A 26,685-nucleotide genomic window follows, 5' to 3' on the forward strand; every position below is an offset into this window, starting at 1 on the left:
GCCCGCCCCGCGGCCCCCCGGCCCCCCGGGGGGGGAGCGACGCAACCCCGCCTTTTGCGCCCCCCCGCGCCCCCGGGGGGGGGGGGGGCCGGGGGGCGCGCCCCCCCCGCCCCCGGGGCGCCGATCGGCGCTGCAACCCAGGCTGCCCGCCGTCCGGCAGGCATACGACTCTGTCCTTGGCCCATCTGGAGTGCCATCGGTCACCCGATCACCAACGCCTACGCCATGCGCGTTGCCCGGTAGCGGAACGATGATCTCGGGCGTAGCGTCCCTGGTCCCGGCTGGGAAGGATGCAGGAAAGCCGCACTTCCGTCCGGTCCGTGGCGGCCGTTTCGGCGAGTCGCCGTCATGAGTGAGCGTCCACGTCCACGTCAGCGGCCTCGAGCGGCTGCCCACGCTCGGCAGCCGGTGGCGGCTGTCCTCGTTCCGATTGCTGTCAACGTTGCTGTCAGCGCTGCTGCCGCACACGGTTTAGCGTGACCGCGTGAGCGAGCTTCGGCTGGCGGCAAGCGAGGAAATCCAGGAGATGCTTGGCCTCTCACGAACGCGCGCATGCCAGATCACCAACTCGAAGTCCTTCCCCGATCCCACAGCAGTCCTGTCCGTCGGGCGTATCTGGCGCGCGGACGATGCGGAACGGTGGGTCAAGGCTCATTGGCGAGACCTGCAGGACACGGAGGAGTAGCAACGTCGTCTCCGAGCACGCCGGTCCTCAGAGACGCTCACTTGAGCCGGGATCGAATGGCTTCGTGAACTCCGCAGCTGTTGCCGTGACGGGCAGATCGTCACCGGTATTCGCGTACGCCTCGGTGAGTTCCTCGTACGCCTGCAGCAGCGCGAGGGTGTGATTCGCCAACTCGTCCGCCATGCCTAGCCTGCCGCCATTCGCTGAAGTGCCCGCGTCGGCAAGCCTCTCCTGCGCGCGTCGGGTTACCTGACGGTTCTTCTGCTCCCGGATGAACTCGTCACCGGCGTCCGCCAGCGCCTCTAGCCTGGTGCGTAGTTCGTCAAGCTGTGATTCGATCTCCCCTCGTAGTGCCATGGTCCGCTCGCGCTCGGCCGACTGCTGGCGAAGCTCCACGCTGCCTGGCGGCAGCCTTGTGGTGTTCTGTCTGCTTAGCTCGACGATTGCCGCTCGGACGTTCTGGTGCCAGGCCACCAACCGAGCCCCTTCCCACAGCGCGTGCACCAACGTGTAGTTGGCGTCCTCCCGAGGAATGATCCGCTGCAGCAGCGGGGTGTTCCTGTCGATCCGCCGGCCCAGATCCTCGATCATGTTGAATCTGGCCCGACCATGTCGATCATGGAGGATGACGTGCTCGTCCGGAAAACGTTCCAGCCGCTTCAAGGTCACGCCGCTCGAGGTGGAGGTCCCCAGCATGACGAGGCAGACGATCGCGAGCACGAGAAGCCCGATCCAGACCGGCCAGGCCGCCCCACCGAGGCAGGAGACGAATGCTCCGGTGATGGCAAGCAGCAGCAGGGCCGCCATGGCCGTCCCTCTGCCTGTCGCGAGCTTGGTGTCGGCGGGAATCACCTTTCGGAAAGGTCCGCCGGGCTTGCTCGGCTCGCCATTTCTGCTGCCAGGCACGATCATGGGGCGTAGCGCCACCACCGTCTGCGCTTCCAGCCGTCCGATCCACAACGCAAACGGCTGTTCCGTCCGAGACAAGCCCTTCCCTCTCACATCCATCTTGGCCCGGCGTGGCAAGTGCTCCCACGCCGGTAGCTTTCTTTCTCTCAGGCGATCTACTTACGGTGGCGGAACATCCCCCGTCCGCCTCGGCTCCGAACCGGCTGCTGCTGCGGCAACCTGTAAGGCTCCACATCATCGTCGGGCACCGCTCACAGGGATTCGCCAAGCATGCGCGCGACGGATGCCAAGGCATTGCCGCGGAGGGGGGCCTTGACTAGTCCGTCCTTGTCCCACCTCTCCAGCGACCAGCCTCCCTTGTCGCGACGCACCGTGACCTCCACTCGCTCGCCCGCGCCGTGCCACACGGTGCCCCGCATCGACACGCCGAACTTCCCCCGCTCAAACAACCCGACCTTTCGTAGCTGGGCACACGTCGGGCACCGACCGTCGGGGCTGGCGACACAGCTGCCGCACAGCCGCCCTCCGCACAGGGCACAGGGCCGCACCGCGTCGGGGCACACGGCACACGTTGCGCCCATGCAGGTGCTGCACAACTCCAGGGAGCTGACCAGGTGATACCGCCGGCAGGTGGCCGCCTGCGAAAGTGGATGGCCAGTGGCGACATCGGTGAGGTAGCCGTTGGTCTGTCCCGCCGGCACCTCGTACTTGACACCCAGCATCTCCCCGTTGGGCAGGCGCCACTGCTCCTCCACCCGCAAGCCAACGGTGACATCGACCTGGGCGACACGGTGAGCCGCCACCCGGGCAAGCAGTTCCCGCACCATGAGGTCGGGCAAGCCGGCGACAGGTGCGGGCGCGGCCGGCGCGGTATTCGGTACGGTCGTGGCGACGGCGACGGCGGGTGAGAGCGCCTTGCGTCGTGGCTGCCCGAAGGGCAGCCGCGCCACGAGCGGAGAGGTACGACGCTCCATCAGCCGAGCGCGCGTGATCACTGGTCCATTGAGCTTTTCGATGGGCGTGTGGTCGACAACCGTCACCAGTGCGTGCTCACCGAGCAGTGCCGCGCCGAGCAGCGCCCGGTACAGGTCCTGTTCGGTGTCCTCGCTGAGCCGGTACCAGATCGGCTTTTCGCTGCGGTGGCGTAGCGCGAGCAGAGCGTGCTTGCCGACAGCCGCAATCACCGCCGTCCAACCGTCCAGTGCGGCGGTGGAGACGGTTTGTGGCGTGGGACACCAACCCTCGCCCGTCCACGCCGGCGCGTCGAGAGACGCTTGCCAGTCCGCCCGCTCCTCGAGGATCTTGCTGCCGACAGCTCGGCGTCGCACCAAGCCGCCTGGCGTGAGCGTCAGGCTGGTCTCGACGTGCTGCCGGCAGGCGCTGGCGACCGTGCGGGTCTTGGCGGCCGGGAGAGCAGCGGTCCGCCGGCTGATCGCCTGCCGGCGGGCGGGTGGCGCTGGGGTCGGCACAGGCACGTTCACGGCTGCATGGTGCAGCGCCGTGTCGAAAGCGCGGGTGAGTTCCGCGTCCAGGTCCCCCGCACTTGCCATGCCCGCAAGACCGGAGCCATTGCCGGCATGCCGAACGTCATCCGTCTGCACAATCCATTGGAACGTCGTGTCGTGACTGCTCTGCAGGACCAGCACGTCGGTGGGCCTGGGCGGGGCCTCAGCGGGGACGGCGCGGACGATGACGTCGCCGTGCCCAGCCAGCCGAGCCGCGCCCAGCCGCACCCGAAGGAGCATCTCGTCGTCGCTGGTGACGGTTTCCCAACGTTGCATGCCGGACGACGAAAAGACGGCCACCTCCGAGCGCGTGGCACCATGCAGTACCGCCACTGTGCCGCCGTCGTCCTCACCGATAAGCACGGCCAAGCCGTCCGCGCACAGCTCGGCGGGCAGGCTAGCGATCTGGTTGGCAGCGGCCGGGGCGAGGTGTTCGCAGGTGAGGCAGGCCGGGCCAGGGCTGCAGGTCGGGCATACATCGCGACCGCACAGCTGACAGCTGTGCACGGGCAGGTGACGCGAGCACTCGCCGCAGGAGTGGTCACCGCACCGGCCACACCGGGCCGCCGTCACGATGGACGGGTCGTTCGACCGGCAACTGCCACAAGCGGGCCGCTGGCAGGACGGGCAGTCTGTGATGACTCCGCCGTCACCACAGCACGGCCCGTAGGCGTGCGCGCAGACTGGGCAGTCGCCCACCTCTTGGTTATCGACCAGATGCCCACCGCTGTCCACGTACACCGGTCCGTGGGCCGGGCTGCCGTCTGTGAGGGTCGCCGTGATCGTCCGGCCGGGTGGGACTAGGGTCCGTCCGGCGAGCAACCGCGGGTTCAAGGGGGCGGCGGGAGCGATGAGGTAGTGGCGGGTCGCCGTGCCGTGCGAGGAGTGCCACTGTTCATCGATGGTCAAGCAGTCGGCGACGGAGACTGGCGTCACCGGATGCGCCAGCTGATCGAGAACACCCCGCAGTACGGCGTCATCGGCGAGGACGGCCCTGGCGAACTCCCCTGCGGTGACGTCCGGGCCGAGCAAGCCGATCTCCGGATCGCCGATCTCCTGCTCGACCAAGGTCAAGTGGGTCTGCACCGTGCGCGTCACAGCAACGTCCGCGGCCGCCGTGCTGTAGCGCAGGTCGTCGGCTGGCGGCGCGGTCCAGGGGTGTCGGACGACCACCCGGTTTGCGGGCAGACCCGCGGCCATGACGGTGCGCGCCAGATGTTCCTCTGCCTGCACCGTCGCATCAGGGAGTCCCGGGACGAAAAGGGTGCTGCTGCGGGAGCCGTCGGTGAGCAGGCAGAGGTAGGAGCGGTGCAGCCGATCGACCTCCACGCTGACCGGCCCCACCACGGTCTCCGCGACCGGCCGGCAGAACGGTGCCACGTCGTGGCGGCTGACCTGCAGCGGCTCGCGGTTCTCACGGACAACCTGGGGTTCCCGACCACCGTCGTGCCAGATTTCTCGATAGGAAAACTGCCCATCTTGGATGTCGACCCGCTGCACCACGGCGAACGGCGTCACCGCTAGGGCCGGGGCGGCTGGGATTGCGTGGCGAGCACGCAGATCTGCCAGCAGTACGCTGAATCCGGCCTCGTCCTCGGCGGTCACCGGCGGACCGGCAAGCTCGGGCACCAGTTCGGCAACGTCGCGGTCGACGCCAGCCCCGCTACCGGGCTGCCAGGTCCACCACGCCGACAGGGACACATCCGCCCACGCACTGCCTGCCGTCAGATCGGCCGGCGCGACCCTCGGGGCTGCCGCGATTAGGCCAGCGCCGACGGGTAGCCGCAGCCGGTGGGCCAGACCCCGCATGCGCGCCCGAACCGGGTCTTGGGCGTCCACTGCGGGTACCAGCGTCTGCCGGTCACCGCGTCCGTCGACGAGCACGGCGTGGCGCTCCCCGACCAGCAGGTAGGCCGCGCCACCCAGGCGCCACCCGGTCTCCCACTCGCTGTCCAGCTCCGCTGCGCGCTGTGGCCGGGCGCAGCCAGCGCAGAGCGGGCCACCGGTGCGGCAGGTGGCACAGGATACTCTTTTGCAGCCTTGGCAGGCCTGCACCGCTCGCGTGGGTCCGCAGGCCCCGCACCAGTCGGTCTCGCAGGTCTGGCAGGCCGACAACGCTGACCGGTCGACGGCGTGACCGCCGCCGCACAGGGTCAGGGTCGCGAGTGGCTCGCCGGTCGCCTCGCAGGTCAAACCGTGCTGGGCAAGGTTGCCCGTCCACGGGTACCGCAGTTCGCGAGCGGTGCCGTTGGTGTGTTCCCAGCGTTCCACCACCACCAGCCGGTCCGAGCCGTGCATCTCGAGGGTGAGCAGCTCGGCGCGTAGTTCGGTGTCCACCTTGGTGGGTGTGGGTCGGCGGGCCGCCTCGATCGCGCGGGTCAGCTGGCGTTCCCGCTCCTGCATCTCGTTGTGCGCCTCGTAGGCACCTCGTTTGTGCCAGCTTTCCTGCGCCTTTTGCCAGGCCTTTTCCGCCGCCCTGAGCTGCTTCTCCAGGTTCGCGACGAGCGCCTCCTGCGCCTCCCGCTGCCGGCGCTGCTCGGCTTCACGCGCCTCCCGCAGGGTCTGGCGCAGCTTCACAGCGGCCTGACCGTCGACGCTATCGAGGACGGCCTTCTCCGCCAGTACTGTGGGCATCGGGGCCCCGTCGGACAGCGGTACCCGACGTCGGCCGATGTCGATGGCCGGTCCGACGGCAACACTCACCAGCTGCTGGTTGCCGCTCGTGGCACCCTCCTGCACCCGGTACGTGGCTCGCGCGGCCCACTCCTCCACCGGCTCGATGTAACGTTTGACCAGCTGTATGTCCAGGCTGTGGGCGATCACAGGCCGCTGGTGCAGGTCGGGCAGCTGGGCCACGGACCCGGCGAGGTCGCCGCGCTCGCGCAGCACCTCCAACAGCTCGTCGAAGAGCTCGGATCCGACGACGCAGAGCTGCGCCTCGGGGTGGTGGTCCAGCGCGGCGTTGGTGAAGGCGAGGACGAGCTCCCGACGGCCTCCCAGCGCCTCGGCGAGGTCGTCAGGCAGGGTGGCGACGGTGAGCCCTTCCGAGGGTTGGGTCAATGTCGCTCCGGCCGACGTCAGGAAACGAGCGACAAACCGCTCAAGGTCCTTCTGTCGGCGACGCGGACGCTTCGAGGCCTGCGGCAGCAGTTCTCGGGCCTCTGGTTGCGCGGCGCGCTTGCGCCGCTCTTCCTGCCGCTGGGCGAGCCAGTCGCTTAGGCCGGCGTCGGCGGTCATCATGGTCATGGCCCGACTGCGGGCCTGCTCCAGCTGGTTCCCCAGTTCGTTCAGCCGGCGCTGCATGGTGGCGTCGCTCTTGGCGTAGAGGGCCTCCAACACTCGGTTCTCCATGCTGGAGTCCTGCGTGCCCTCCAGCTCACCGAGGACCGTCACCACCTGACCGAACAGCAGCTCGAACATGGCGAGCTTGTCGTGCAGCAGGCGGTATACGGCCTCGTCGAGGGTGTCCCGGGCGAACAGGTTCGCGATGTGCACGTCTCGGGTCTGAGTTAGTCGGTGCACCCGGCCGATGCGTTGTTCCACCCGCATCGGGTTCCACGGCAGGTCGTAGTTGAGTACGCAGTTGCTCACCTGCAGGTTCTGACCCTCGGCGCCCGCGTCGGTGGAGACCAACACGCGGGCTCGGCCGGAGCGGAAGTCGGCGACCGAGGCGCTGCGGGCGGCATGGGTCATTCCGCCGTGGAACGGCGCGGCGCTGATTCCGGCGCCGTCCAGCAGCGCAAGAATCCCGGTCAGAGTGTCGGTGTGCTGGGTGAACATCAGCACTCGACCGTGTTCGTCGAGCCAGCGCTGGACGACCTTCAGCGCGGTCTGTTCGCGGGACGTGTGTCGGATGTCTCCCGCGAGGTGACCGATTTCGGCGAGAACCTGCCGCAACTGCCGGTCCGGTTCCCGCTCGGCCATCCGCAGGGCACTTCGGGACACCGCCTGCGGGGACGCGGTCAGCCGCAGCGCGAGTTGCCGGCGCCTCATGGTGTCGGCAGGACCGGTCATCCGATGCCGCAGCGTGTGCAGGAGGAGGTCGTAGAGCTGGCGCTCCGGCTGGGTCAACACGACGCCGTGGTCCTGTGGAGGCATCCGGTGGACTCGGTCGACCCCGGCCTGCTGCCGGGTGGTTCGCACCACCACGCTGCTGATCAACTTACGCAGCTCTACGGCGTTCACCGGCCGCCGCGGGTCCGCCCGATCGACGAAGCGGCGTGAGAAGTCGTACTCGGAGTCGAAGGTGCCGGGGCGCAGGAGCTCGACCAGCCGGTACAGCTCCAGCAGGTTGTTCTGGACCGGGGTAGCCGACAGGAACAGTGCGCGGGGTGCCTCCGCGATGAGTCCGCCGACGATCTCACGGGTACGTTTCGCGCCGGCGCCGGACAAGCGGTGGGCTTCGTCGACGATGACCAGGTCGAACCGCTGACGGAACCGCTCCGCGTTGCGGAGCACAAGCTGCAGGGTCATGATGACCCGGTCCTGCTCGAACGCCCTGGCGTCCTGGCCGCTGGCCACGACCGTGAAGTCCTCGTCGAACTTGTCGCGCAGCTCGTCGCGCCACTGGTCGCGCAGAGGCGCCGGGCAGATAACCAGAACCCGTTGAGCGAGCCCGCGCAGCATCAGCTCCTTCAGGACCAGGCCCGCCTCGACGGTCTTACCGAGGCCGACCTCATCGGCGAGGATGCCCCGCCCGCCCATCCTGGTCAGCACGGTCCGGGCCGCCGCCTCCTGATGCGGCATGTGCTCGATGTGCGCCGCGTCGATGGCCAGCAGCTCGTCGAATTGGTCCAGGGTCGCCAGGCGCTCGCCCTCCAGGCGCATCTCGACCGCCTCGGCCGGGTCCCAGCCGCGGTTCTTCAGCGCGCTGACGGCGTGCGAGCGGGCGCTTCTGAGGAAGCCGATTTCCCCCTGCCAGGCGTACTCCTCGCGCTTGCGGAGGCGGTAGCGGCCGCCGGTGCTGGCGCGGCGCTGGGGGCGGGCGGTGGCTCGCGCGGCGGCAGCTCCGCTGGCGACGGGGCTTCCCGGTGTGGAGAGCACCGCGCCGGGAAGCGGGACGGTGGGGGACAGCCGGGCCCCCGGGGCGGAGACGACGAGTCGCAGAGCGGCACCGCCGCGGCGCTCCAGCCGCAGCAGGCCCCCCACCCGGGCGGTGTCCTGCAGATACTCGGCCAGCGCCTCGCCGTGCAGGCGTCGTCGACCGGCAACCCACGCCACCGGCAGCGACTCGTCGTCCACCACGACGGTCAGATCGGCGGAGTGGCTGGGCAATCCGAGGCGGGTCTGTTCCGCCGGCCCCAGGGGGACCTCCCCGTTCTCCAGCATCTCTGCCGTGATGACCCGCTCGACACTGACCAACTCACCCACGCCGGCCCCCTAACCGTTCCCGCCCGGCATCGGTGATCGCCAGACTCATGTAGCTCCTGCTGTCCCTGCTGACCTCGTCACGTACGAGCAGTCCCTCGGCGACTAGGCGAGTTGCGGCCTCGTCCCAGCGCCGGTCGGCCCCCCGGACGTACCGCAGGGCACCGAACTGGGGGCAGCGACGCAGGCCCGCGCCGATCGGTTGGCCCCCGGCCAGCACTTCTGATCCCAGTACTGCCGCCTTCAACCCCACCGCGCCGTAGCGGCCCGTACGTAGCGTCGACGCCCACCCCACTGCCTGCAGCACGGTCAGCTCCACGTTGACCAACTGCTCCGGGTCGGGCACCGCCGAAGCGGGGAGATCGTGCCATGCCGGCTTTCCTCCGCAGGCGTCGCACGACTCATGCGGGCCGCCGCACGCGTAGGCGGGGAACCCGAAGTACCGGACGATGGCGGCCCGCCGGCATCCAGTGCCCCCGACGTAGGAGATGACCGCGTCGAGCTGCTCGCGCTGCCAGGCGTTCCACCGTCGGATCTCCCGCGTTAGCACGGCCGTGTCGACCTGTTGTGCGCGCAGCCGCAGGCGACGGTAGCGCTGGGAGGAGGAGAACGTGATGAGCCGGTCCAGGGACCAGGCGACAAGGTCGCGCTCCAGCTCGTCGGGATCGATGCCGTGTTCCTGTTCGAGGCGGTCGAAGTCGATCCGGCTGCCGACCTGTGGCCGCATCCGCAGCAGCACCGACACGTGTCGGAACCGGCGTCGTTCCTGCTGGTCCTCCGGTTCCCTGACCCCGACGTGCACAGTGCCACGCGCGGAGCAGTCCGGAAGTTGCTCCACCGCTCCGGCGCGTTCCAACCAGCCCAGCAGCACGTTGAGCTCGTCCGTCTCGACGCCCGCCGCCTCGGCCAGCTCCTCCTGGTGAAACACCACGTCTCCGCCGCGCCTGCGCTGGCCGCCGAGCAGGGTCAACACCCGCTGCGTCTGGGCCCGCCGGTCGGCGTCCGTCGCGTCGGCCACCTGGGCGCGCCGGCGGGCGATGTCGCCGCCGCCGTACAGCAGGACGCACTCGCCGCGCAGGTGGACGGCGCGTGCCGCCCGTCCGGCCTCCTGCACGTACGCGTCCAGCGATTCCGGCAGATCGTAGTGCACCACCCAGCCCACGTCTGGTTTGTTGACGCCCATGCCGAACGCCTTGGTCGCCACGATGATCTGCGTGGTTCCGGCGAGGAAGTCGTCCTGGACGGCTTCGCGCTGCTCGGGCACCATGCCGGCGTGGTAGTGGCGGGCCGCGAGCCCGGCACGTCGCAGCAGCGCGGCGATCTCCTCGGTGACCGCCCGCCGCGACGCGTACACGATGCCCGGTGCGGAGCCCATGGCGGTGGCGATGCGCAGCAGTTCCCGGGCGCGTTCCCGTTCGTCGGCCACCTTGGTGACCTGGAATCGGAGGTTCGGACGGTCGGAGGGCCGGGTGACCGTCACCGGGTCGCGCATCTCCAGGGTGGCGACGATGTCGCGCACCACCGGCGCGGTTGCGGTGGCGGTCAACGCCATGCGTGGCGCGCGGTCGAGGTGGGCTACGGCCCGAGAGACCTGGCGGAACTCTGGCCGGAAGTCATGGCCCCAGTCGCTGACGCAGTGCGCCTCGTCGACCACGAGGCCGGCCAGGTCCTGCCGTTCCAGTGCCACCCGGAGCACCGGATCCCGCACCAGCCGTTCCGGCGACACGTACAGCAACCGCACCTTTCCTGCGGCGAGGTCCCGCAGGATCTCATTGCGGACGCTCGCCGGGGTGCTACCGGTGATGCCTTGCACACCGCGCAGGCCCCGGCGGCCCCGGAGGTCGTCGAGCTGGTCCTTGATGAGCGCGACGAGGGGGCTGACGACTACCGTCGCGCGGTCCTGGGGACGCAGCAGGGCCGGTAGCTGGAAACACAGGGATTTTCCGGTGCCCGTGGGCAGGACGCCGACCGTGTCCGCGCCGGCGAGGTGAGCCAGCATCAGCTGCACCTGTGGCTCCCGCAGCTCCTCTACCCCGAACAGCAGGCGCGCACCTTCACGAAGCTTGGGCTCCGGGTCCTCCCCCGGCTCCAGCCGCAGCCGCTGCACGATCGCGTCGACCTCGTTACCCGCCAACGCCAACGCGGCGCTCAGGTCCGGTTCCTCGCCGGTGACGAAGCGCAGCGCGTAGCGCCACGCGTCGTCGCGGTCGGCGGCGTGGTAGAGGCCCGGGCCGGGAAGCGTGGACAGCAGCAGCCGGTTGGCGCTGCTCGGCGACTGCATCCGTCGATCGCAGATCAGCGCCACGCCCCGGTCGGTTTCGCTGCGGATCAGCCGTCCGAATCCCTGCGCCAGCAGCACGGCGGTCTTGGGCACCACATAGTCGAGGAACGGGTCCCCGCCGCGGTCGGCGATGGCACGGACCCGGGCGCTGACCACGGCGTCGTCGGGATGGGGGTAGGGCGGTTTCTCGATGATCAGGTAGCTGAGGGTGTCGCCGGGGGCGTCGAAACCCTGCCAGTACGACCGCAACCCGTACACCACGGTGCCGGGCTCGGCCCGGAACCGGTCAGAAATTTCGGTTCGGCCGGCCTCGCCCTGTACGAGCAGTCGCACCCCCCGGTCGACGAGGGCGTCGTTCTGCTGCCGCACGAGGTGCGCGACGGCCTCCATGCGCCGGCGGGCCGCGAACAACGTCATGGACCGGCCGCCGGTGAGGGACAGCAGCCCCACCTGGTCCCGGGCGAACTCTTCGACGAACTCCCGTTCCTGGCTCGGAACGGGGACCGGCAGGTGGTTGGTGAGCACCACCGCGGACTGTGCGGCGTAATCGAAGGGGCTGCCCAGCTGACGGCCGTCGAACACCCCGGGTTCGCTGCTGCCTCGCTGGACGCGGATGCCGAGCCGGGAGGCGACGTAGTCGAACGTGTCGCCGGTGGTGAGGGTGGCGCTGGTCAGGGTGACGCTTCGGGCGGGCCGCACGACGGCGTCCGAGAAGGCGGGACCGATGTCGATGGGGATGCATTCAAACGTCCAGTCCGGCTGCGCGTCGGTGTCTTCAGCGTCGGACGGCGTGTCGGCGGACAGGCGGTACGCCCACAGGTGTTCGTCAGGGAGGTCCCGCAGCCGCCCGAGCACCTGCCCGGCGTCGGTGACGGTGTGGATCAGCCCGGCGAGGCGGGACACCACACTTCGCAGCAGCGGGTGGATGTTGTCGGCCTCCGCCGTGCGCGCCCGTGCGGCGGTCTCCACCGCAGTCAGTTCGCTCCGCAGCTCCCGCAGCCCGCGGCCGGTCTGACGGACGGCTTCGACGAGCTGACGGTATTCCGGGCGGGAGAGCACGACGCCACTGCGGGGAACCGCGGAACGGCTCGGCCCACCGTATTCGTGTAGGTAGCGGAGCACGGCGGAGGTAAGGCTGTCGCAGTCGCGGCGCAACTGCCGGGCCATGGTCGGCAGGGCACGGCCCGTGCGCAGGTCGGTGCCGGCGGCAGCCAGGCGGCGCAGCTGCCGGTCGAGCCCGCTTCGCCCGTCCAGCCGCGCGGCGAGGCCCAGCAGTTCGCGGCGGCCGATGGTTTGCGTCCATGCGCCCGTTAGCGAATCCTCGAGGTCGTGGGCTTCGTCGAACACCAGGTCGCCGGCGCCGTCGGCAAGCACGTCGCCCGGGCTTCGCAGTCCCTGCTGCGCGAGCTGGGCCCAAGCGGCGATCAGGGCGTGGTTGACGACCAGTACGCCGGGACGCTCCCGTATGCCGGCAAGCCGCTGGAACAGCGGGCAGGTCGCCACCCACGCACACTGTTGCCGTTCGCAGGAGCGGGCGTCGGTTCGTAGCGTGTCACGCGCCGTCCGGTAGGCCGGTCGGTGGTGGAGGTCGGTGTCGGCGATGTCGTCCCACACCCCGGTCTCGCTGACGGCGAGGCCACGGATCGCGACCGCCAGCGCTAGCCACTGATCGGGATCCACGTCCTCGTCCGTGCCGTCGAGCGCTGCACCGATTTCTCGAGGGCAGATGTAGTTTTGCACGCCGAAGAGTTGGCGGAGCGGGGCCGTGAAGAGCCCCTCGTCGCGCAGCCGTGTCACATCGCGGCGAAGCTGTTGCTGCAGGACCTTCGTGGCGGTGGCGACCACGACGGGGCTGCGCTCGCCGCTGGCGCGTCCGGCGGCCGGCGTGAGGTAGGCCAGGGACTTGCCGGTGCCCGTGGGTGCCTCGACGGCGAGCAGCCCGCCGTGGTCGAGCACCTCGGCGACCGCCGTGGACATCTCATGCTGCGACGGTCGCGCGGCATAGCCGCGGTCGGTGAGGCGACCGAACACCTGACGGACCGCCTCGGAGGCCGACCGGTACCCGTCGCCCACCGGCTTGAGCAACGGATCCTGCGCGCAGGTCACGGCGTCGCGGGCATGCTCGGGCAGCGAGCCGTGCGGTAGCAGGCGGGCCACCGGTAACTGTGCCGCCGCCAGGCACGCGCGAGTGAGCTGCCAGGACGGCTCCGATCCGTCGATGCGGCCGATCAGGTCACGTAGACAGTCCGCCGTCGCCCGGGCCTCGCCCGCCAAGTCGCCACCAGTAGGGGTAACGCCGAGTGCCGCGCACAGCTCTCTAAGTCGTACGCCGGGTCGCGTGGGTTCCTGCAGCAACGCCAACAGCCTCAGGTCGATACGCACGTCGGGCAACTGTTCGACGACGTCCTGCGGCACCTGCGACCAGTCGACGTCGTGGGCGACGACGCATGCCGCCCCGGCGACGAACGTGCCCAGCTCAGCGGCACCATCCGCCGTCCTGGGAAAGACCCGGCATTGCCCGTCGCCCATCCGCACCGCGGCCACGTCAGCCTTAGCCACGGTGTCTGACGCATACGCAACGGCGATGACGACGCAGTCAGCGAGTCGGATTGTCGTCGGGGACGTCGCACACCGCCACGCCGGCGCCGGGGCCTGGCGCCTCGGCTCCGGCCGCTCGTCGGAGGCGGGAGCGGCCTGGGCCGGGACACCGAGACGGCCCTGGTCGTCGAGGACGAACGCGTCGGGAAACCGTTGCGGCAGCTTCGCCAACCGGGCGGCGGCGACCACGATCCCGTCGGCTCGGAGAAGGGTGGCAACCTCCTCCGGCGGCAGTGGACCCCGCTGCATCAGCAGATCGCTCGCCGCCGTGAGATTCGGCGGCATCACCGGCGACACCATGTGCTTCCCCAGACCCCGTACTGCCCTGCGCTCGGCAGCTGAGGGTCGAAACGTCGGCTGGCACGCCGGAGCAGGCCTCACCGTAACGTTTCGGCCCTTGTCCGAACCCACCATCTGCTCTGGACTCTGCCTGTTTCGCGAGACAGGGGCCGCGAGCAGCCTCAACTTAGCCAAACGGCCGCCTGGCCCAAAACCCTCCGGACGGCCCTTGTTCACGTCCTCCGTCCTTCCAGCGTCACACGTGGGCAGGTCGAGAGCCGAGGGCTCCCAGGCCGCCGGTCTATCCGGCTGGTGATCGGCGGAACCGGGCAGGCAGCAGTGGACGAAACGCCGGTGTCCTGTGCCGCAGTGGCGCCAGTCAGTTGGGCCAGTCGTGGACGGAATCGCCGCAGCTGATACCGCGGCGTGCACAGGATGCTTAACGCTCCGGCTCGGTCATTCGTCCGAATCGGCGCCAGCCAGCATGCCGCGCACGGGGGCAGTTGCTTCGGCTGCCCGCCGCTCACGCCGCACCAATACCCAGGTTCATGAACCGGCACAACGCTTCACCTGGGCTGGCCCAGGGAGGCGAACGACAGAAACGGGCTGGGCGTCCCGCTCCACGACACGTACAGCTCCTCCCGTGCCCGCGTGCTCGCCACGAAGAGCAGGCAGCGTTCCCGAAGCATGTCGCTCTCGTGCTGCAACTGGTCCACCTCTGGTGGTGTGATCTCTTTCGCGAACGGAACCGCTTTGGCCGTGGTCCCCACCATCGCGACGCAGCGAAACTCCAGGCCCTTCATCGCATGCATGGTGGCGAGCCGCACCCCGTCGATGTCCGCACCCGGCTGATCCCGTACCCACACGGCGGGGGTTCCAGCCGTGGTCAGCTTGTCGTGCACGCTGCTGAGAACCGTGTTGAACCGCGCGCAGATGGCTATCTCGCTCGGTTGGACGCCATGCGCGAGCCACTCCCCCACCCGCTCGACCAGCGCCGCCACCTCGGCCTGGGGCGTCGGATACCCCTGCGCGTGCGGTCGCTTGCCGTGCAGCAGCGACCGGTAGCCCGTGAGGCTATCCTCGCCCTCACCGCCGAGGTCCTCGACTTGCGACCCGACGAGCACGCCGGCAGACCAGGAGAGGATTTCTTCGGTGCTGCGGTAGTTGATACGCAGCCGGCTGCTACGCCCCGTGACGGAGATACCGAGCGAGCTGAGAGAGACGCGAGAGTCGTAGATCCGCTGATGTGGATCTCCGGTGATGAAGAGGTCGTCAGGGCCGGGAGCCACGGCGGCGCGCAGGACCCGCCACTGCGCCGGGTGCAGGTCTTGCGCCTCGTCCACCACCACGTGGTCGAAGCCGTGGATGCTGAGGTCGGCCTGCCCGAGCAGTTGGGCAGCGCGGGCGCAGACCTGGAGGTGGGTGATGGCGCCGGCCGCCGCCAGTTCGGCGGTGAACATCTCCACTGCCTCCCACACCCGGTCGCGCTGTCGCGGGCCGAGCGCCGTACCTCTTCCCCGCCGGTTCACCTCCCGGTACGCCTCGCGGCTGCGTACGTCTTGGGCGAGAACGACGTGCCGGTACTCCTGGGCGAGGAACTGCTCGGTCCAGGGCAGCGTCAGCCGCCGGCACACCCGCCGCCAGACCTGTCGCTCGTCGGTGTCCCCGATCGGGGCGGGCATCCGCCCGGCGACGGCTCGGACGGTGCGGTTGGCGAAGGAGTTGACCGTGGTGACCTCCACACGCGCCAACTGCTTCTCGTTGAGGAGCAGCGCCAGGTTCTCCCGCAGGGCGGCGGCCAGGGCATTCGTGTACGTGGTGAGCAGTACCCGGCTGTCGGCCGAGCGGGACAGCAGATGCTTGACCCGATGCAGGGCGACCACCGTCTTGCCGGTGCCTGGTCCGCCGCTCACCTGTGCCGGTCCCTTGTACGACACCCGGTACGCGACCCGCCGCTGCGACGGATGTAGGAATACCCGCCAGGCCGCGAACGGCTTGTCTAGGATCTCGGCCAGTTCGTCGGGCCGGGTCACCAGCATGATGCGGCTGGTGGTGTTGACGATCGCCGCTGCCAGACTCTCGCTCGGCTCCGGCGTCGCGGCAGCCGGCCGGCGTTCAGCGACGAGGTCGCGGTAGACCTCGTCTGGAGAGAAGCCCTCGGCGAGGTACTGCAGAACTTCGAACTGGTCCTCGGGCAGGAGCGTGCCGAATGCCTCGAGCTGTGGCTTGTCGATGATTGTCCGGACGGCCCGCAGCACCTGGTCGTCGACGCCGAGATCACGCAGCACTGTGTCCGAATGACGAGCGAAGAGCAGCGTCGGTGCATGCGCCGCCGCTTTCTCCAACGCCGGCGTGAGCTGTTCGATGGCGACGACGTTGCGGACCTCCAGGGCTCTCGTCGCCGTGTTGATCGTGTAGAGGCGTTTCGCCGCCCAGGTGTACGCGCTGTCGTGCGGCACGACGCTGATCAGGAGGAAGGTGTCGCTGCCGTCGTCCGGCGCCAGCACAACTCCGCGCCAGAAGTCGTTGATGCGGATGGTCCTCATCCTCGGGTCGCGGGCGTTGTTCACCGACTCCAGGTGCAGGCCCTTGTCGGCGTGCAACTCGGCGATGCTGAGCTGCTGGAACTTCGCCATCGCCTTGCGTACGCCGGCCTTGACCGGCTTTTCCAGGACGTCAAAGCTCTCCCAGAAGGTGTTGGCGAAGGCAAGCTGGGGCACGGGCGGACCTCCGATGGGAAAGGGTCGACGACAGCGGAGCGCCACTACCGACCACGGCAGGGTGGGTGGCCCCCGCAGCGCCCGGCTCTGGGCGCTGCGGGAAGGCAGGGCGTCGGACTCGGAACCTAGAACATGACCAGTTCGTCCGAGGTGGGCAGCTGCGCTTGGTCGTAGAACCAGCGGAGATGGTCGAGTAGAGCCTCGCGGGCGTCTGCGTCGACGAGGACCGCTAGCGGGAATCCGGGACGAAGAGCGATCTTGGCCACGGCGATGTCGACGCCCGGCAACTGGTTAAACCGTTGTCGGAGCTCCTCCCGCAGGGTGACGTCGTCGAACGGTGCCCGGACGCTCAGGTGCTGGAAGACGACCTCGAACTTCCCGCTCGGATAGATCGCCGCTGGCCAAATGTTGCCGAGTTCGTGCGCCTTTCCGCGCGCCATGAGAAAACAGGAGGTCTCGCCGCCACTGCCGTAAAGAACGGTGCCGCCCATCGTGGTCCAGGCGTCGAGAACGACGTGCGTCGCGGTAGCGACCTGGGGGCCTTGCAGGGTGGTGAGCTGCTCCATGAACCGTGCAGCGAGGTCGGTCTCGTGACCCGGTCGAGGTCGGGGCAGGCGGTCGGGCAGGTCCTCCGGCGTCACCCCGGCCAGTTGTGCCAGCTCTTCGATGCCGATGCGCTGGGCCTTGTCGGCCCGTCCGTACTCGTCAAACGTCACGCCCTCGGCGCGCAGCAGGTCACGTGGGTCGTCGGTCCGGTGGGGGTCGAGCCAGCGAAAGCCGGGCGAGGGCGTGCCCTCGGCCTGCAACACCCGGTGCGCGTTCGGGGTTGGATGGTTGGCGAGGCGGGCACCGACCGGCACCGGAGCGGTGCCGATGAGGGCGGCCAGGTCGCCGTAGGTGGTCCAGGAGCCGGCAGGCAGCTCGGCGAGGGCCTTGTTCATGACGTCCCAGGGCACCTCCGACTGCTCACCCGCCTGCTCGGTGGGGCCCGGCCAGATGGAGACGATGCGGTCGGCGAGGGCATCGGCGCGAGCGTGGATTTCGGGACGTCCCCAGCGGTCCTGCTCGGCGATTTCCTGGTTTAGCAGGATCCCACTCTTGGCAAGCTGGACACGCTTGACTGGGAAGGAGCTGTTACTCAGTTCGGAGTTGTAGCCGGTGAGGGTGAGGTTCCCCAGGGTGTGAACCAGGGCCTCGTGCGCCTCGCCGAGTTTCTCCTCGGGCCCAAGGTCCGCGGCCAGCACTTGCCGCCATTCGGCCGTGGGGGTCTGCGGCAGCACGTGCTCGATGGTCAGGGAGTCCAGCGCCACCGGCTCCTTGCTGCCGTACGACTCCTCGAGCCAGCGGAGCACCAGGTTGCGCTGGTGCGGACGACCGTTGAGGTAATACGGGATCGACCGGACGGCGGCTCGCACGCTAGCGTCGGTGGCGTAGTACTTGCGGCCGACCGACAGGTAGGCCCGCATCGCCTCATCCACCGGCAGGTCCCGATCCATCTCGGTGACGACGGAGAGCAGAATCCGGTTGATGTTGGCGGTGGCCCGGCCGATGAGCAGGCGACGGACGAAGAAGCTCTCCACGTACAGCATTGCCGACGCGACCTGCTCGGAGGTCGCCGTACCGTGCTCCCGGCGGTCGAGCAGGTGCAGCAACAGCGGGTAGACGGTGGTCGTGCCCCAGGCGCTGAGCCGCTCCAGCCGCCGCCGTACCCCCGGGTCCTGCTCCTCCTCGGGGTGCAGAATGACCCGGAGCAGGGCACCGAGCTGGCTGAACCGCTGCACCTCCGTTTCGATGTCCTGCTCCGACCGGAACCGTTCGAGCCGGTTCTGCTGAGCCGCGTAGATGTCGGTCTGCTTGACCCGCGGGTCGCGGTGCACCAGGTCGAGCCAGAAAAGCAACTCCAACTGAGCCGCGGTCAGCCGCTCCTGCAGTGGCAGCCAGAGAGACTGATAGACCGCCTCACCCCTGGTCGGCAGCCGCATGAACAGGTAGTTGCGCAGCAGGTCGGCCTGGGTCAGCCGGAGGCCGGTGTTGTTCAGCGATTCGAAGATTCGATAGACGTTGTCCCCTGGCTGCGCGGTGACCGACACCAGTGCCAGTCCTGTGATGACGGCGCTCTCGATACGTTCGATGTCCAGCGGGTCGTCCGGGTCGTCGGCCGCGGCAAGCTGGGAGGCGAAGAACTGGTACGCCACACCGACCGGATCAGTGCCACCAGCCTGAGGCGTCGAGTCCAGGCAGGCCAGGTAGGCGGTGCGGTCGGCCTGCGTGGGTACCAGCTTCAATCGGCGCTGCCCCAGCTCCCAGGGATTGGTCAGATACTGCTGGTTGAGCCGGTCGCGATGCTTGGGGTCCTCATGCGCCGCCCGGTGGTCCCGAATGGCGCAGAGCAGGATGGTGAGGCTGGTGAGCCGCTGCTGGCCGTCCACCACCAGGTATTCGGCGACGCCTGCCGGGCCGTTGGTGGGACTGGGCGCGAGCACCACCGAACCGATGAAGTGCGTAGCGCTCGGATTGTCCACCCGGTCGTCGGCGAGCTTGCGGACGTCCTCCCAGAGCCGCGCCAACTGGGACTTGGTCCACGAATAGGTGCGCTGGTAGAGCGGTACCTGATACTGCTTCGACCCCTCCAACAGACCTTGCAGTGTGGTTTCGGCCGCCGCGACCATCCCGACTCCCCTATTTCGGGCCTGCCTCTGAACCCGGCAAGACAAACAGACCAACCATGTCCGGAGCAACCGACGTGAAGCCCCAGAACGCCCTCGAACGGCTCAATACCTTGTCGGATTTCTGACATGTCACGGCTTGCTCCGCCGCTCCGGGTTCGGCGGGCGGCGGCTGAGCCCACCTGTCCGTAGCGCCGTCGGGCGGCCCTCGCAGGAAGCGCACGGCGGTGCCCGGCCTGTAGTTGCGGCCGGGCACCGCAGCCCGCCATGTCAAAGTCCGAAGATCTTCTGGGCAAGATTTCGCCAGGCAGGGAAGTCCACCCCGCGCCGGTCATCCGTCACGACCAACACTCCCTGGTCGCCGACGCCGTCCTCCGCCGGCAGCACCCCGTTGCGGGCGTACCAGTTCTTCTTGAGTTCCCACTTCCGGGCGTACCGGGGGTCCGAGAGCATGCCCAGGTGCTCCCAGATCACCGTCTCCCCCAGGTCGGTGACAACGGTGAAGTCTGGCCGCACCGTTCTGCCGTCGCTGCCCGTGAACGGAGCCTCGTAGTCGTAGGAGAGGCCCAACTCGTGCAGCAGGTTGGCGATCAGCACCTCGCTCTTGCTGCGCACCAGTTCACCGCGGTCCGTGCGGTGGACCAGGCCGCGGTCGACGACGGCGTCGCCGACCTGGATCGGCTCGGACGGCACGAAGAGGTTGGTCAGACGACCGGCGGTATCGGAGTAGATGGCGGAGCCCCGCTGGGCGACCTCGTCGAGGTCCGCCTCGTGCAGCAGGATCACCTTGCCCTTCTGACGGGTCAGGGCGGTGTACAGCAGTTCCCGGCTCAACCCGGCACCATCTGCTGGCAGCACGACGACCGTTACACCGAATTCGCTGCCTTGCGACTTGTGAATGGTGATCGCCCAGGCGAGTTCCAGCATCGGCGCACGGGCGTCGTCGGACCAGTCGTAGAAGTCGTACTTGACTTTCTCGCGACCGCTGAACTCGATCTCGGTCTTGTTCGGCGGCCAGGTGACCCACTTCGAGCGGGTCTGGCCGACCACCACACCGAGCTCACCGTTGGCGACGAAACGCTCGGCGTCCTTCGGGTAGATCTGGGACTGCTTGAACTGGTGGTTGCGGATGTTGATCACTTTGTCGCCGACAACGATCCGCTCCGGGCCGATGGGCTTGGCGTTCCACCGCTTCGGCCCGACCGCCTGCTCGAGGGCACGCGTTCCGAAGGCATCCTTGAGGGCGCGGTTGATCTCGATCGTGCCCCAGCCGCGGCTGCGGACCGGAGACAGGATCTGCCAGGCGTCGGCACGGCTTCCCGCGCCGGGCGGGAAGTAGAGGTTGCCCTTGGCGGAGACGACACCGCCGTAGCTGCGGCCGAACGCCGCCGCCAGTTCCTCGTCGCTGGCCGTCTTCAGCTCATCGACCTCCTCCCGCAGGACGGCGAGCAGGGTCGGGAACAGGTCCGCGCGGGCGTACCGGACGGCGCGCAGGGTCGGCAGTTGCTCACCTGCGCGCAGCCGCTCCCAGATCAGGTCGGCGGCCGGTGACAGCTCGCCGTCCGCGAACCAGCTGGCCAGGACCAGGTCGTCGCGCTCCTGGCCGACCTGACGGCGCGGAATGGTGAGTTCGGCGTAGCCGGGCGCGCAGCGCGGCGTCCGCGTGGCGATGTCATCGGGTGCGAGCCGGCGCACGATGTCGACGAACGGACGGCCGGCGCCGATCGGTGGCAGTTGTCGGGGATCGCCGACCAGCACCAGCCGTTGCACCCCGGTGACCGCGTCGAGCAGGGCGGCGAGCTGCTCTTCGGTGAGCATCGACGCTTCGTCGACCACGACCGTCTTGAAGTTCTTGGCGCGGCTCTGCACGTCTCCCGTCACCAGGTACCGCTCGGTGCGGGGGTCGTACCGCTTGGTCGAAATCAGGAACTGCGCCAGGGTGACTGCGGGCGCGTCGACCGCCTGTGCCAGCTGAACGCGGGCCTTTCCCGTCGGGGCGACCAGAAGCACTCCCCCGGCGGCCACCGACTCGGTGTGCCGTAGCACACGGAGGAGGGTGGTCTTGCCCGTTCCCGCCGGTCCGATCAGGACGCTGATCCGCGACGCGTAGAGCGTGTTGAGAGCGGCGACCTTCTCCGCTCGGGCGCGCTTCTCGGCGTCCATCTCGTCCTCGGGAAGCGTTGCGTCGATGGCCCGCAGCAGGGCGTCGAGGCGTACCGCGAAGTCGGGCGCGCCGACGATGGGAGCCGCCTTCAGCCGCCGTTCGACCTGGTCACGGATGACGCTCCCGACGCGGGTCAGGTCGGCGAGCTGCAGCGCTGGCGCACCGTTGGGCAGGGTCACCCCGGTCAGCGGGGCGTCGGCGGGCAGGGTCCCCGCCGACAGGTGGTGGGCGTCGAGGACATCGGTGGTGACCGGGCACGGCATGCTGAGCGTCCGGCTCCGGATGTTGTTGACCACGTCGGCTTGGGGTTGGAGCGTGTGCCCGGTCGCCTTCGCCCGCTGCAGTTCCTCGATGATGAGGGCGCGTACCCGGCGGGCGTCGAGGCCGTCGTCCATGGCGCTGGGTTTGGGGAGCGGGAACGCCGAGGCGATGGTGGCGTCCGGGAAGCAGCCACGGTCGATGATGGAGAAGGGGACGGCGTCCGGCTGGTCGCGGTCGGACTCGTACAGACGGTACGGGTTGGCGATGATGTCGTCGTCGCTCAGCGTGGGGTCGCGCTGCTCGACGACGAAGAACCGTTCGGCTTGTTCCCGGGTGAGTGAGAAGCGGCTGAGCAGTTGCAGCAGCTGCCGTCGCTCGGGCCTCAGGGCCTTCCAGGTAGTGCGCAGGCTGGGTGTCAGGTGCGTCTTGGCGGTCAGGCCGAGTCGGTCCGGATCCGTCATCGCCTCTTCGAGGGTCTGCCACGGGTCGGTGCCGGGGCCGGCCGCCGCCGCAACCATGTGCGCGAACGTCACGTACTGCGGGACGCCCAGGGCCGCCAGTACGCTGGCCAGGCCGGGGCGGGGGCCGCGCAGCTTCCAGAGCCGGTTGAGCTGCCCTTCGAGCCAGTCGAATCCCAGCGGGCCCGCGTCGTCACCCAGGATGCGCCGGGCGGCGCGTCCCGCCGCGAGCAGGGCGAGCAGTCCGTCGATGGCGAGGTCGTGGCTGACGTGTTCGGTGACGTACGAGAACGCCTCCCAGCCGCCCTCGGGTGCGAAGGCCAATGCGTCGTCGATGTTCACGCCCTTGCGGTCGCGGGCCTCCAGCAGTGCCTGGTACGGCATCAGGAAGCCCTGCTGCTGGTCGGGGCGCAGCGAGTGGCCGATGGTCGTTTCCCACATCTGCGCGGGGAACTGCTCCCCGCCGCTGCTGCGGTAGGCGCCGGTGGGGGTGACGTCGGTGACCATGGCGGCGCCGACGAGCAGGCGGCGCGGGTCGTCGCTGAGAGGGCTGTGCTTGGCGTAGAAGAAGACGATGCTGCGCGCCGGCTGGACGGTGCTGAAGAAGGCGTCCAGCAGGGCCCGCTGGTTGTCACCGTGCATTACCCAGGCGGAGTTGCCCCAGCCGGTGATGGCGTCCACCTGCTCCTCCAGGTCGGGCAGCAGGCCCAGCCGGCGTTCCTCGTTGACCGACTTCGCGCCGTCGCGGGACATCCAGCGGAAGGGCACCGCCTGGGCGGAGTACGGGGGCATCGTCTGCGGGGTGGGCTGGAACGTGGCGAAGGCGGGGGACTTCTGCGAGAAGGGGTGCCTGCGCTGGAAGGGGATCACCCGCGGGGACATGAACGTTGCGCGTTCCGCGACGCAGGGCGGAGCGTCGGTGAGCGGCAGGTCGGCGATGTCCCGGCCGGCGTGGCGCTGCTCGTGCTCGTCACGGCGGTTCTGGCCGATGTTCTTCAGCAGCACGCAGGTGCCGTTGCCGTGCGGGTCGGCGCATACCGTTCCCCGCCAGCCGCTGTCGTGCCACGGGACGCGGATGGAGATGTGCTCGATCGGTGCGGCGGTCTCACCCATGACGCTCTCCTCGGTCGGCGCCGCGCCCGGCGGCGATCAGCTTGGTCAGTGCTGCGGTGCGGTCCGCCTGTCGGCGGGTCGGATCATCGGGAGCCGGGACGGCGTAGCCCGGAGAGCAGGTCGGCGATCTCTCTAGCGCTGGGGTGGGTGGCGCTGTGCAGCCGGGTCAGATCCGCCAGGAGATCGGTCAGGGTCTTATCCGCGGCACGCCGCTGCCCGGCACCGAGCTGAAGCAAGCCGATCTGGCGGCGCAGCTCCAACGTGCGCGGGTCGTCCGCACCGAACGCCTCAACCTCGTCGCGCACCAGCGCTTGCAGCTGCCGCAACGCCTCGCTCGTCTCGCCGAACAACGCCCGGCAGGTCGCCCCCCGCAGCCGGCAGTGCAGCGCGAGGTCCGCCTCCGGCCCCTGCTTCCGGGCGACGTCCTCGCCCAGTTCCTCGTAGGCGGGCGCGGCACGCCGGTAGTCACCCTCTTCGAAGAGCGCGTCCGCGAGTTCGAGCCGGACGCGCATCACGTCCTCGTCGGTCCTACCGAGGGCGGTGATCGCCGGCGCGACCGCAGCTGCGAGCACTTCGGCCGCCTGGCCGTAGCGGGACGACCCCACCAGCCGAGTGGCTTCCGCTCGTGCCCGTCGTAGGTCCGACCGGTCCACCGCCGACGTCTCAACGGGCCGGCGCTGGGACGGCGCTGGAGGCTGCTCCGGTGCAGCGGGCTGCGGCTGGTCGAGCCCAGTGGCCGGTGCTGCGGGGGCTGCGGGGGCTGCGGCCAATACGCGCCCCAGCATCGAGCCGTACATCCGCGTGGGGCTCACCCCTGTTCGGAGAATCCCCGGCAGCGGGCCGAGGCTGACGGCGAAGGGCAAGAGGCGGTCGTAGACCGTCTGGGCGCTCTCCGGCCGGTCCTCGGGCTTCTTCTGCAGCAGGTGCAGCAGCAGATCCTCCAGGCCGGCGGGCACGTCGTCCCGCACGTTGCGCACCGGCGGCGGCTGGTGGGTGACCTGCTTGCTCCACACGTCGTAAGAGGTGGAGCCGGTGAAGAGCCGTTCGCCGGTGAGCATCTCGTGGAGCGTGCAGCCCAAGGCGTACAGGTCGGTGGCGGGGCCGCTGATGTTGGTTTCGATCTGCTCCGGCGCCATGTACGCAGGTGTGCCGGGCGGCAGCCCGGTCGCCGTGATCTTCGAGAAGTCCGAAAGGGTGGGCGCTGCGGCGAGTCCGAAGTCGAGCACCTTGACCGCCCCGTCGGGCTGGAGCATGAGGTTGCTCGGCTTGAGATCGCGGTGCACGAGCGAGGCCTGGTGGGCGGCGGCGAGGACCGCGCAGACCTGGGCGGCAATTCCGGCTGCCCAGCCGATGGGCAGCGCGCCCTGCTCCGCTACCAGGTCAGCGACGCTGATCCCTTGGATCCGCTGCATGACCAGGTACGGTCGGCCCTCGTGCGACCCGACGTCGTAGACGGCCGGCACGCCGGGGTGCTCCAGCCGGGCGGTTATTCGGGACTCGCGGACGAACCGGCGGACGTAGTCCTTGTCGTGCTCTCCATCGGGAAAGCGGATGAACTTGACGGCTACCGGGCGATCCAGCTTCACGTCATGCCCGAGCCAGACTTCGCCCATGCCGCCCCGGCCGACGGGCAGGTCGTCCAGCTCGTACCGGCTGTTGATCAGTGTCCCCACCGCGACAGGCCTTTCCGTCCTCGATCCCTCAGCATGGGCAGGCTAGTCCGCTTTCGCCGGGTGTAGGGTCCCGTCGGAGAGGCCGAGGAACCCGTGCTCGATGAGTTCCTCCCCCAGCGCACCCGCCTCCCGCAGTCGCGCCTCGAAGCCCATCAGTCGCCGGAACGCCTCGCCGATGGTGCGCTGCTCGCGTAGGGGCAACCGGGGCAGGCGGGTCCGCCGGATATCGATCCTTCCACCGAGCGACGATCCGCTTGAGCCGGCGCGCTGTGCGGTCCGCAGGAAGCCGGCCAGGAAGTACGGATCCACCTGCTCCGGGTCGACTCGGACCAGATAGAGCCGCGGGCCGAGCAGCGGGCCGCCGTCAGTGACGACGCGCACGGCGGGCGCGCGCGGCGTCAGCGGGATCACCACGTCGCCTGCCCGTACGGTCACGGCGCCGGGCAGGGCCTTCGCTGTCCCGGAGGCGGGGTCCCCTAGGCGTACGTCCCGAGCGGTGAGCACGGGCATTGGTCCGTCTTCGTCGGCCCCCATCTTGATCGGGGCCTGCCGGATGGTGACCGCGCCTGTCCTGACCAACTCGCCGACGGTGGTCATCGCCGGAGCGTCCGGTGACTCAATGCTGGTCAGGTCCGGCAGGGTCGCGACGAGAGCATCGACGGCGGCGTTCAGCGACGCCAGAGCGGAGGGAAAGGCCGACGAGGGCGGGGCGACGGTCAGGTGGCTGGCCGGGGCGAAATCCACGTCGTCATCCAACAGGTCGATGATCGGGACCGCCCGACTCCCTGCGGGCAGCTCCGACCCAGCGGCGAATGCGCCCCAGGCCGCTATCGCATGCGCGGGTTCGGAACTGGCATCGACCAGCAGGACCTCGCCGGGGCGCGGCGCTCCGTCGGGACGCCGCATCAGCCACAGGTCCGGTGCCACTGCCCCGGTCGGTCCGGTCGTCGCCAGAGAGATCACCGCCCGCAGCGCTCCGGCGCGGAGGAGGTTACCCCGGATGCGGCGGCCGGCACGCCTGCTGGCGGCGGCCCTCGGCATGAGGATGGCCACCAGCCCCCCGGGCTTGACGTGCTGAAGGCAGTGCTGCACCCAGGCGAGTTCCGGCTCCCCTCGGGGCGGCAGGCCGAACTCCCAGCGCGCGTCGCCGGCCAGCTCGTCATGGCCCCAGGACCGGTCACCGAAGGGCGGGTTGCACACCACCGCGTCGAACAGGTCGCCGGTGTACGCATCGGATCGCAGCGAGTCCGACACGGTAACTCGGGCGTCCCCGCCGTGCAGCAGAAGCCGCGCACTCGCGATGCGGGCTGCCGTCGGGTTCACATCCTGACCGCAGAACCTCTGGGCTTTGCTCCCTGCGGCAGCGAGCAGCAGGGTCCCAATCCCGCAGGCCGGGTCGAGCACGGTGTCGGCCTCTGACGCGGCCAGCGCGACCATGAGAGCGCCGAGGGGGGCTGGTGTGACGGTGTGACGGCGGGAGTGGACCTCCAGATACCGCTCGCAGAGGAAGTCGAAGACGGCCCGCGGTCCCTCTCCGTCTGCCGCCGCGGCGGCCAACCGGACGATGGTCACCGTGTCCGGGCGCGGCGCGTCGGTGATGAGGTGCGCGAACTCCGGGACACCCGTTCGCAACGTCTCGGCCAGCCGTTCCGCCACCACGGCGTCCGGCTGGCTGGCGAGTCTCCTCCACGCTGCCGGGTTCCGCTCGAGGAAGGCCAGGAAGCCACCGAGGTTGCCGATCCTGTCCCCCAGTTCCAGCTCGGCGGCGGCACCTCGGAGGAGCTGCCACACCCGGTCAGCGGGGGTGAGCCGGAACGGCTTGTCGTGTCGACTCAGCCATGCCTCGACCTCGGCGAAGGCGAACAGCGGGCTCGCCGAGCTGCCGCCGACGGGCTGCGGAAAGTCGGGGAAGCGCCGCCGCCAGTTGCTGACCGCCGCCCGCCCGACGCCAGCCAGCCGAGCGATGTCGCCAGCGGCGACGGTCGCGCCGTCCGAACCCGGCACTG

9 protein-coding genes are annotated in these 26,685 nt (G+C 69.5%); 1 reads left to right on the forward strand and 8 read right to left on the reverse strand.

From position 1 onward, the window contains the following. Window positions 1–484 precede the first annotated feature (484 nt). Window positions 485–685: a DNA-binding protein gene (locus ACFY23_RS24615; protein WP_350677110.1), complete on the forward strand. Its 201-nt coding sequence runs from the start codon at window positions 485–487 to the stop codon at window positions 683–685. 27 nt (window positions 686–712) lie between these two features. On the opposite strand, the gene ACFY23_RS24620 is transcribed toward ACFY23_RS24615, so the two are convergent. The 8 genes from ACFY23_RS24620 to ACFY23_RS24655 all read right to left on the reverse strand — a co-directional run bounded on the left by ACFY23_RS24620 (window position 713) and on the right by ACFY23_RS24655 (window position 26,683). Continuing rightward, window positions 713–1,645, reverse strand: a complete 933-nt coding sequence (locus ACFY23_RS24620) for a hypothetical protein (protein WP_350677107.1) — start codon at window positions 1,643–1,645, stop codon at window positions 713–715. Between the two features lie 200 nt (window positions 1,646–1,845). Beyond that, complete coding sequence (locus tag ACFY23_RS24625; protein ID WP_350677105.1) at window positions 1,846–8,469, reverse strand: SNF2-related protein; 6,624 nt, start codon at window positions 8,467–8,469, stop codon at window positions 1,846–1,848. Continuing rightward, window positions 8,462–13,861 (reverse strand): RecQ family ATP-dependent DNA helicase, encoded by a 5,400-nt coding sequence (locus tag ACFY23_RS24630; protein WP_350819255.1) that lies wholly within the window; start codon window positions 13,859–13,861, stop codon window positions 8,462–8,464. Before ACFY23_RS24630 ends, ACFY23_RS24625 begins: the two co-directional genes overlap by 8 nt. 329 nt (window positions 13,862–14,190) lie before the next feature. Beyond that, on the reverse strand, window positions 14,191–16,344 hold the full coding sequence (locus tag ACFY23_RS24635; RefSeq protein ID WP_350677100.1) for a UvrD-helicase domain-containing protein: 2,154 nt from the start codon (window positions 16,342–16,344) through the stop codon (window positions 14,191–14,193). A gap of 125 nt (window positions 16,345–16,469) precedes the next feature. Beyond that, entirely contained in the window at window positions 16,470–19,013 is a 2,544-nt protein-coding gene (locus ACFY23_RS24640; RefSeq protein ID WP_350677098.1) for a DUF262 domain-containing protein, read from the reverse strand. Window positions 19,014–19,280: 267 nt separating this feature from the next. Continuing rightward, a complete protein-coding gene (locus ACFY23_RS24645; RefSeq protein WP_350677095.1) occupies window positions 19,281–23,006 on the reverse strand; it encodes an AAA family ATPase in 3,726 nt (1,241 codons plus the stop codon). Window positions 23,007–23,089: 83 nt separating this feature from the next. Beyond that, complete coding sequence (locus ACFY23_RS24650; protein ID WP_350677093.1) at window positions 23,090–24,679, reverse strand: serine/threonine-protein kinase; 1,590 nt, start codon at window positions 24,677–24,679, stop codon at window positions 23,090–23,092. 42 nt (window positions 24,680–24,721) lie between these two features. After that, window positions 24,722–26,683, reverse strand: coding sequence for an N-6 DNA methylase (locus ACFY23_RS24655; protein WP_350677090.1), 1,962 nt, complete (start codon window positions 26,681–26,683; stop codon window positions 24,722–24,724). Window positions 26,684–26,685 lie beyond the last annotated feature (2 nt).

Origin of the sequence: Micromonospora sp. NPDC000121 (assembly GCF_042899165.1) — a bacterium.
Lineage (GTDB): Bacteria > Actinomycetota > Actinomycetes > Mycobacteriales > Micromonosporaceae > Micromonospora.

What these genes read in the sequence shown, in the direction of transcription:
- ACFY23_RS24640 (WP_350677098.1), bottom strand. Translation starts at nt 19,013, where the DNA reads ATGGTCGCGGCGGCCGAAACCACACTGCAAGGTCTGTTGGAGGGGTCG.
- ACFY23_RS24645 (WP_350677095.1), bottom strand. Translation starts at nt 23,006, where the DNA reads ATGGGTGAGACCGCCGCACCGATCGAGCACATCTCCATCCGCGTCCCG.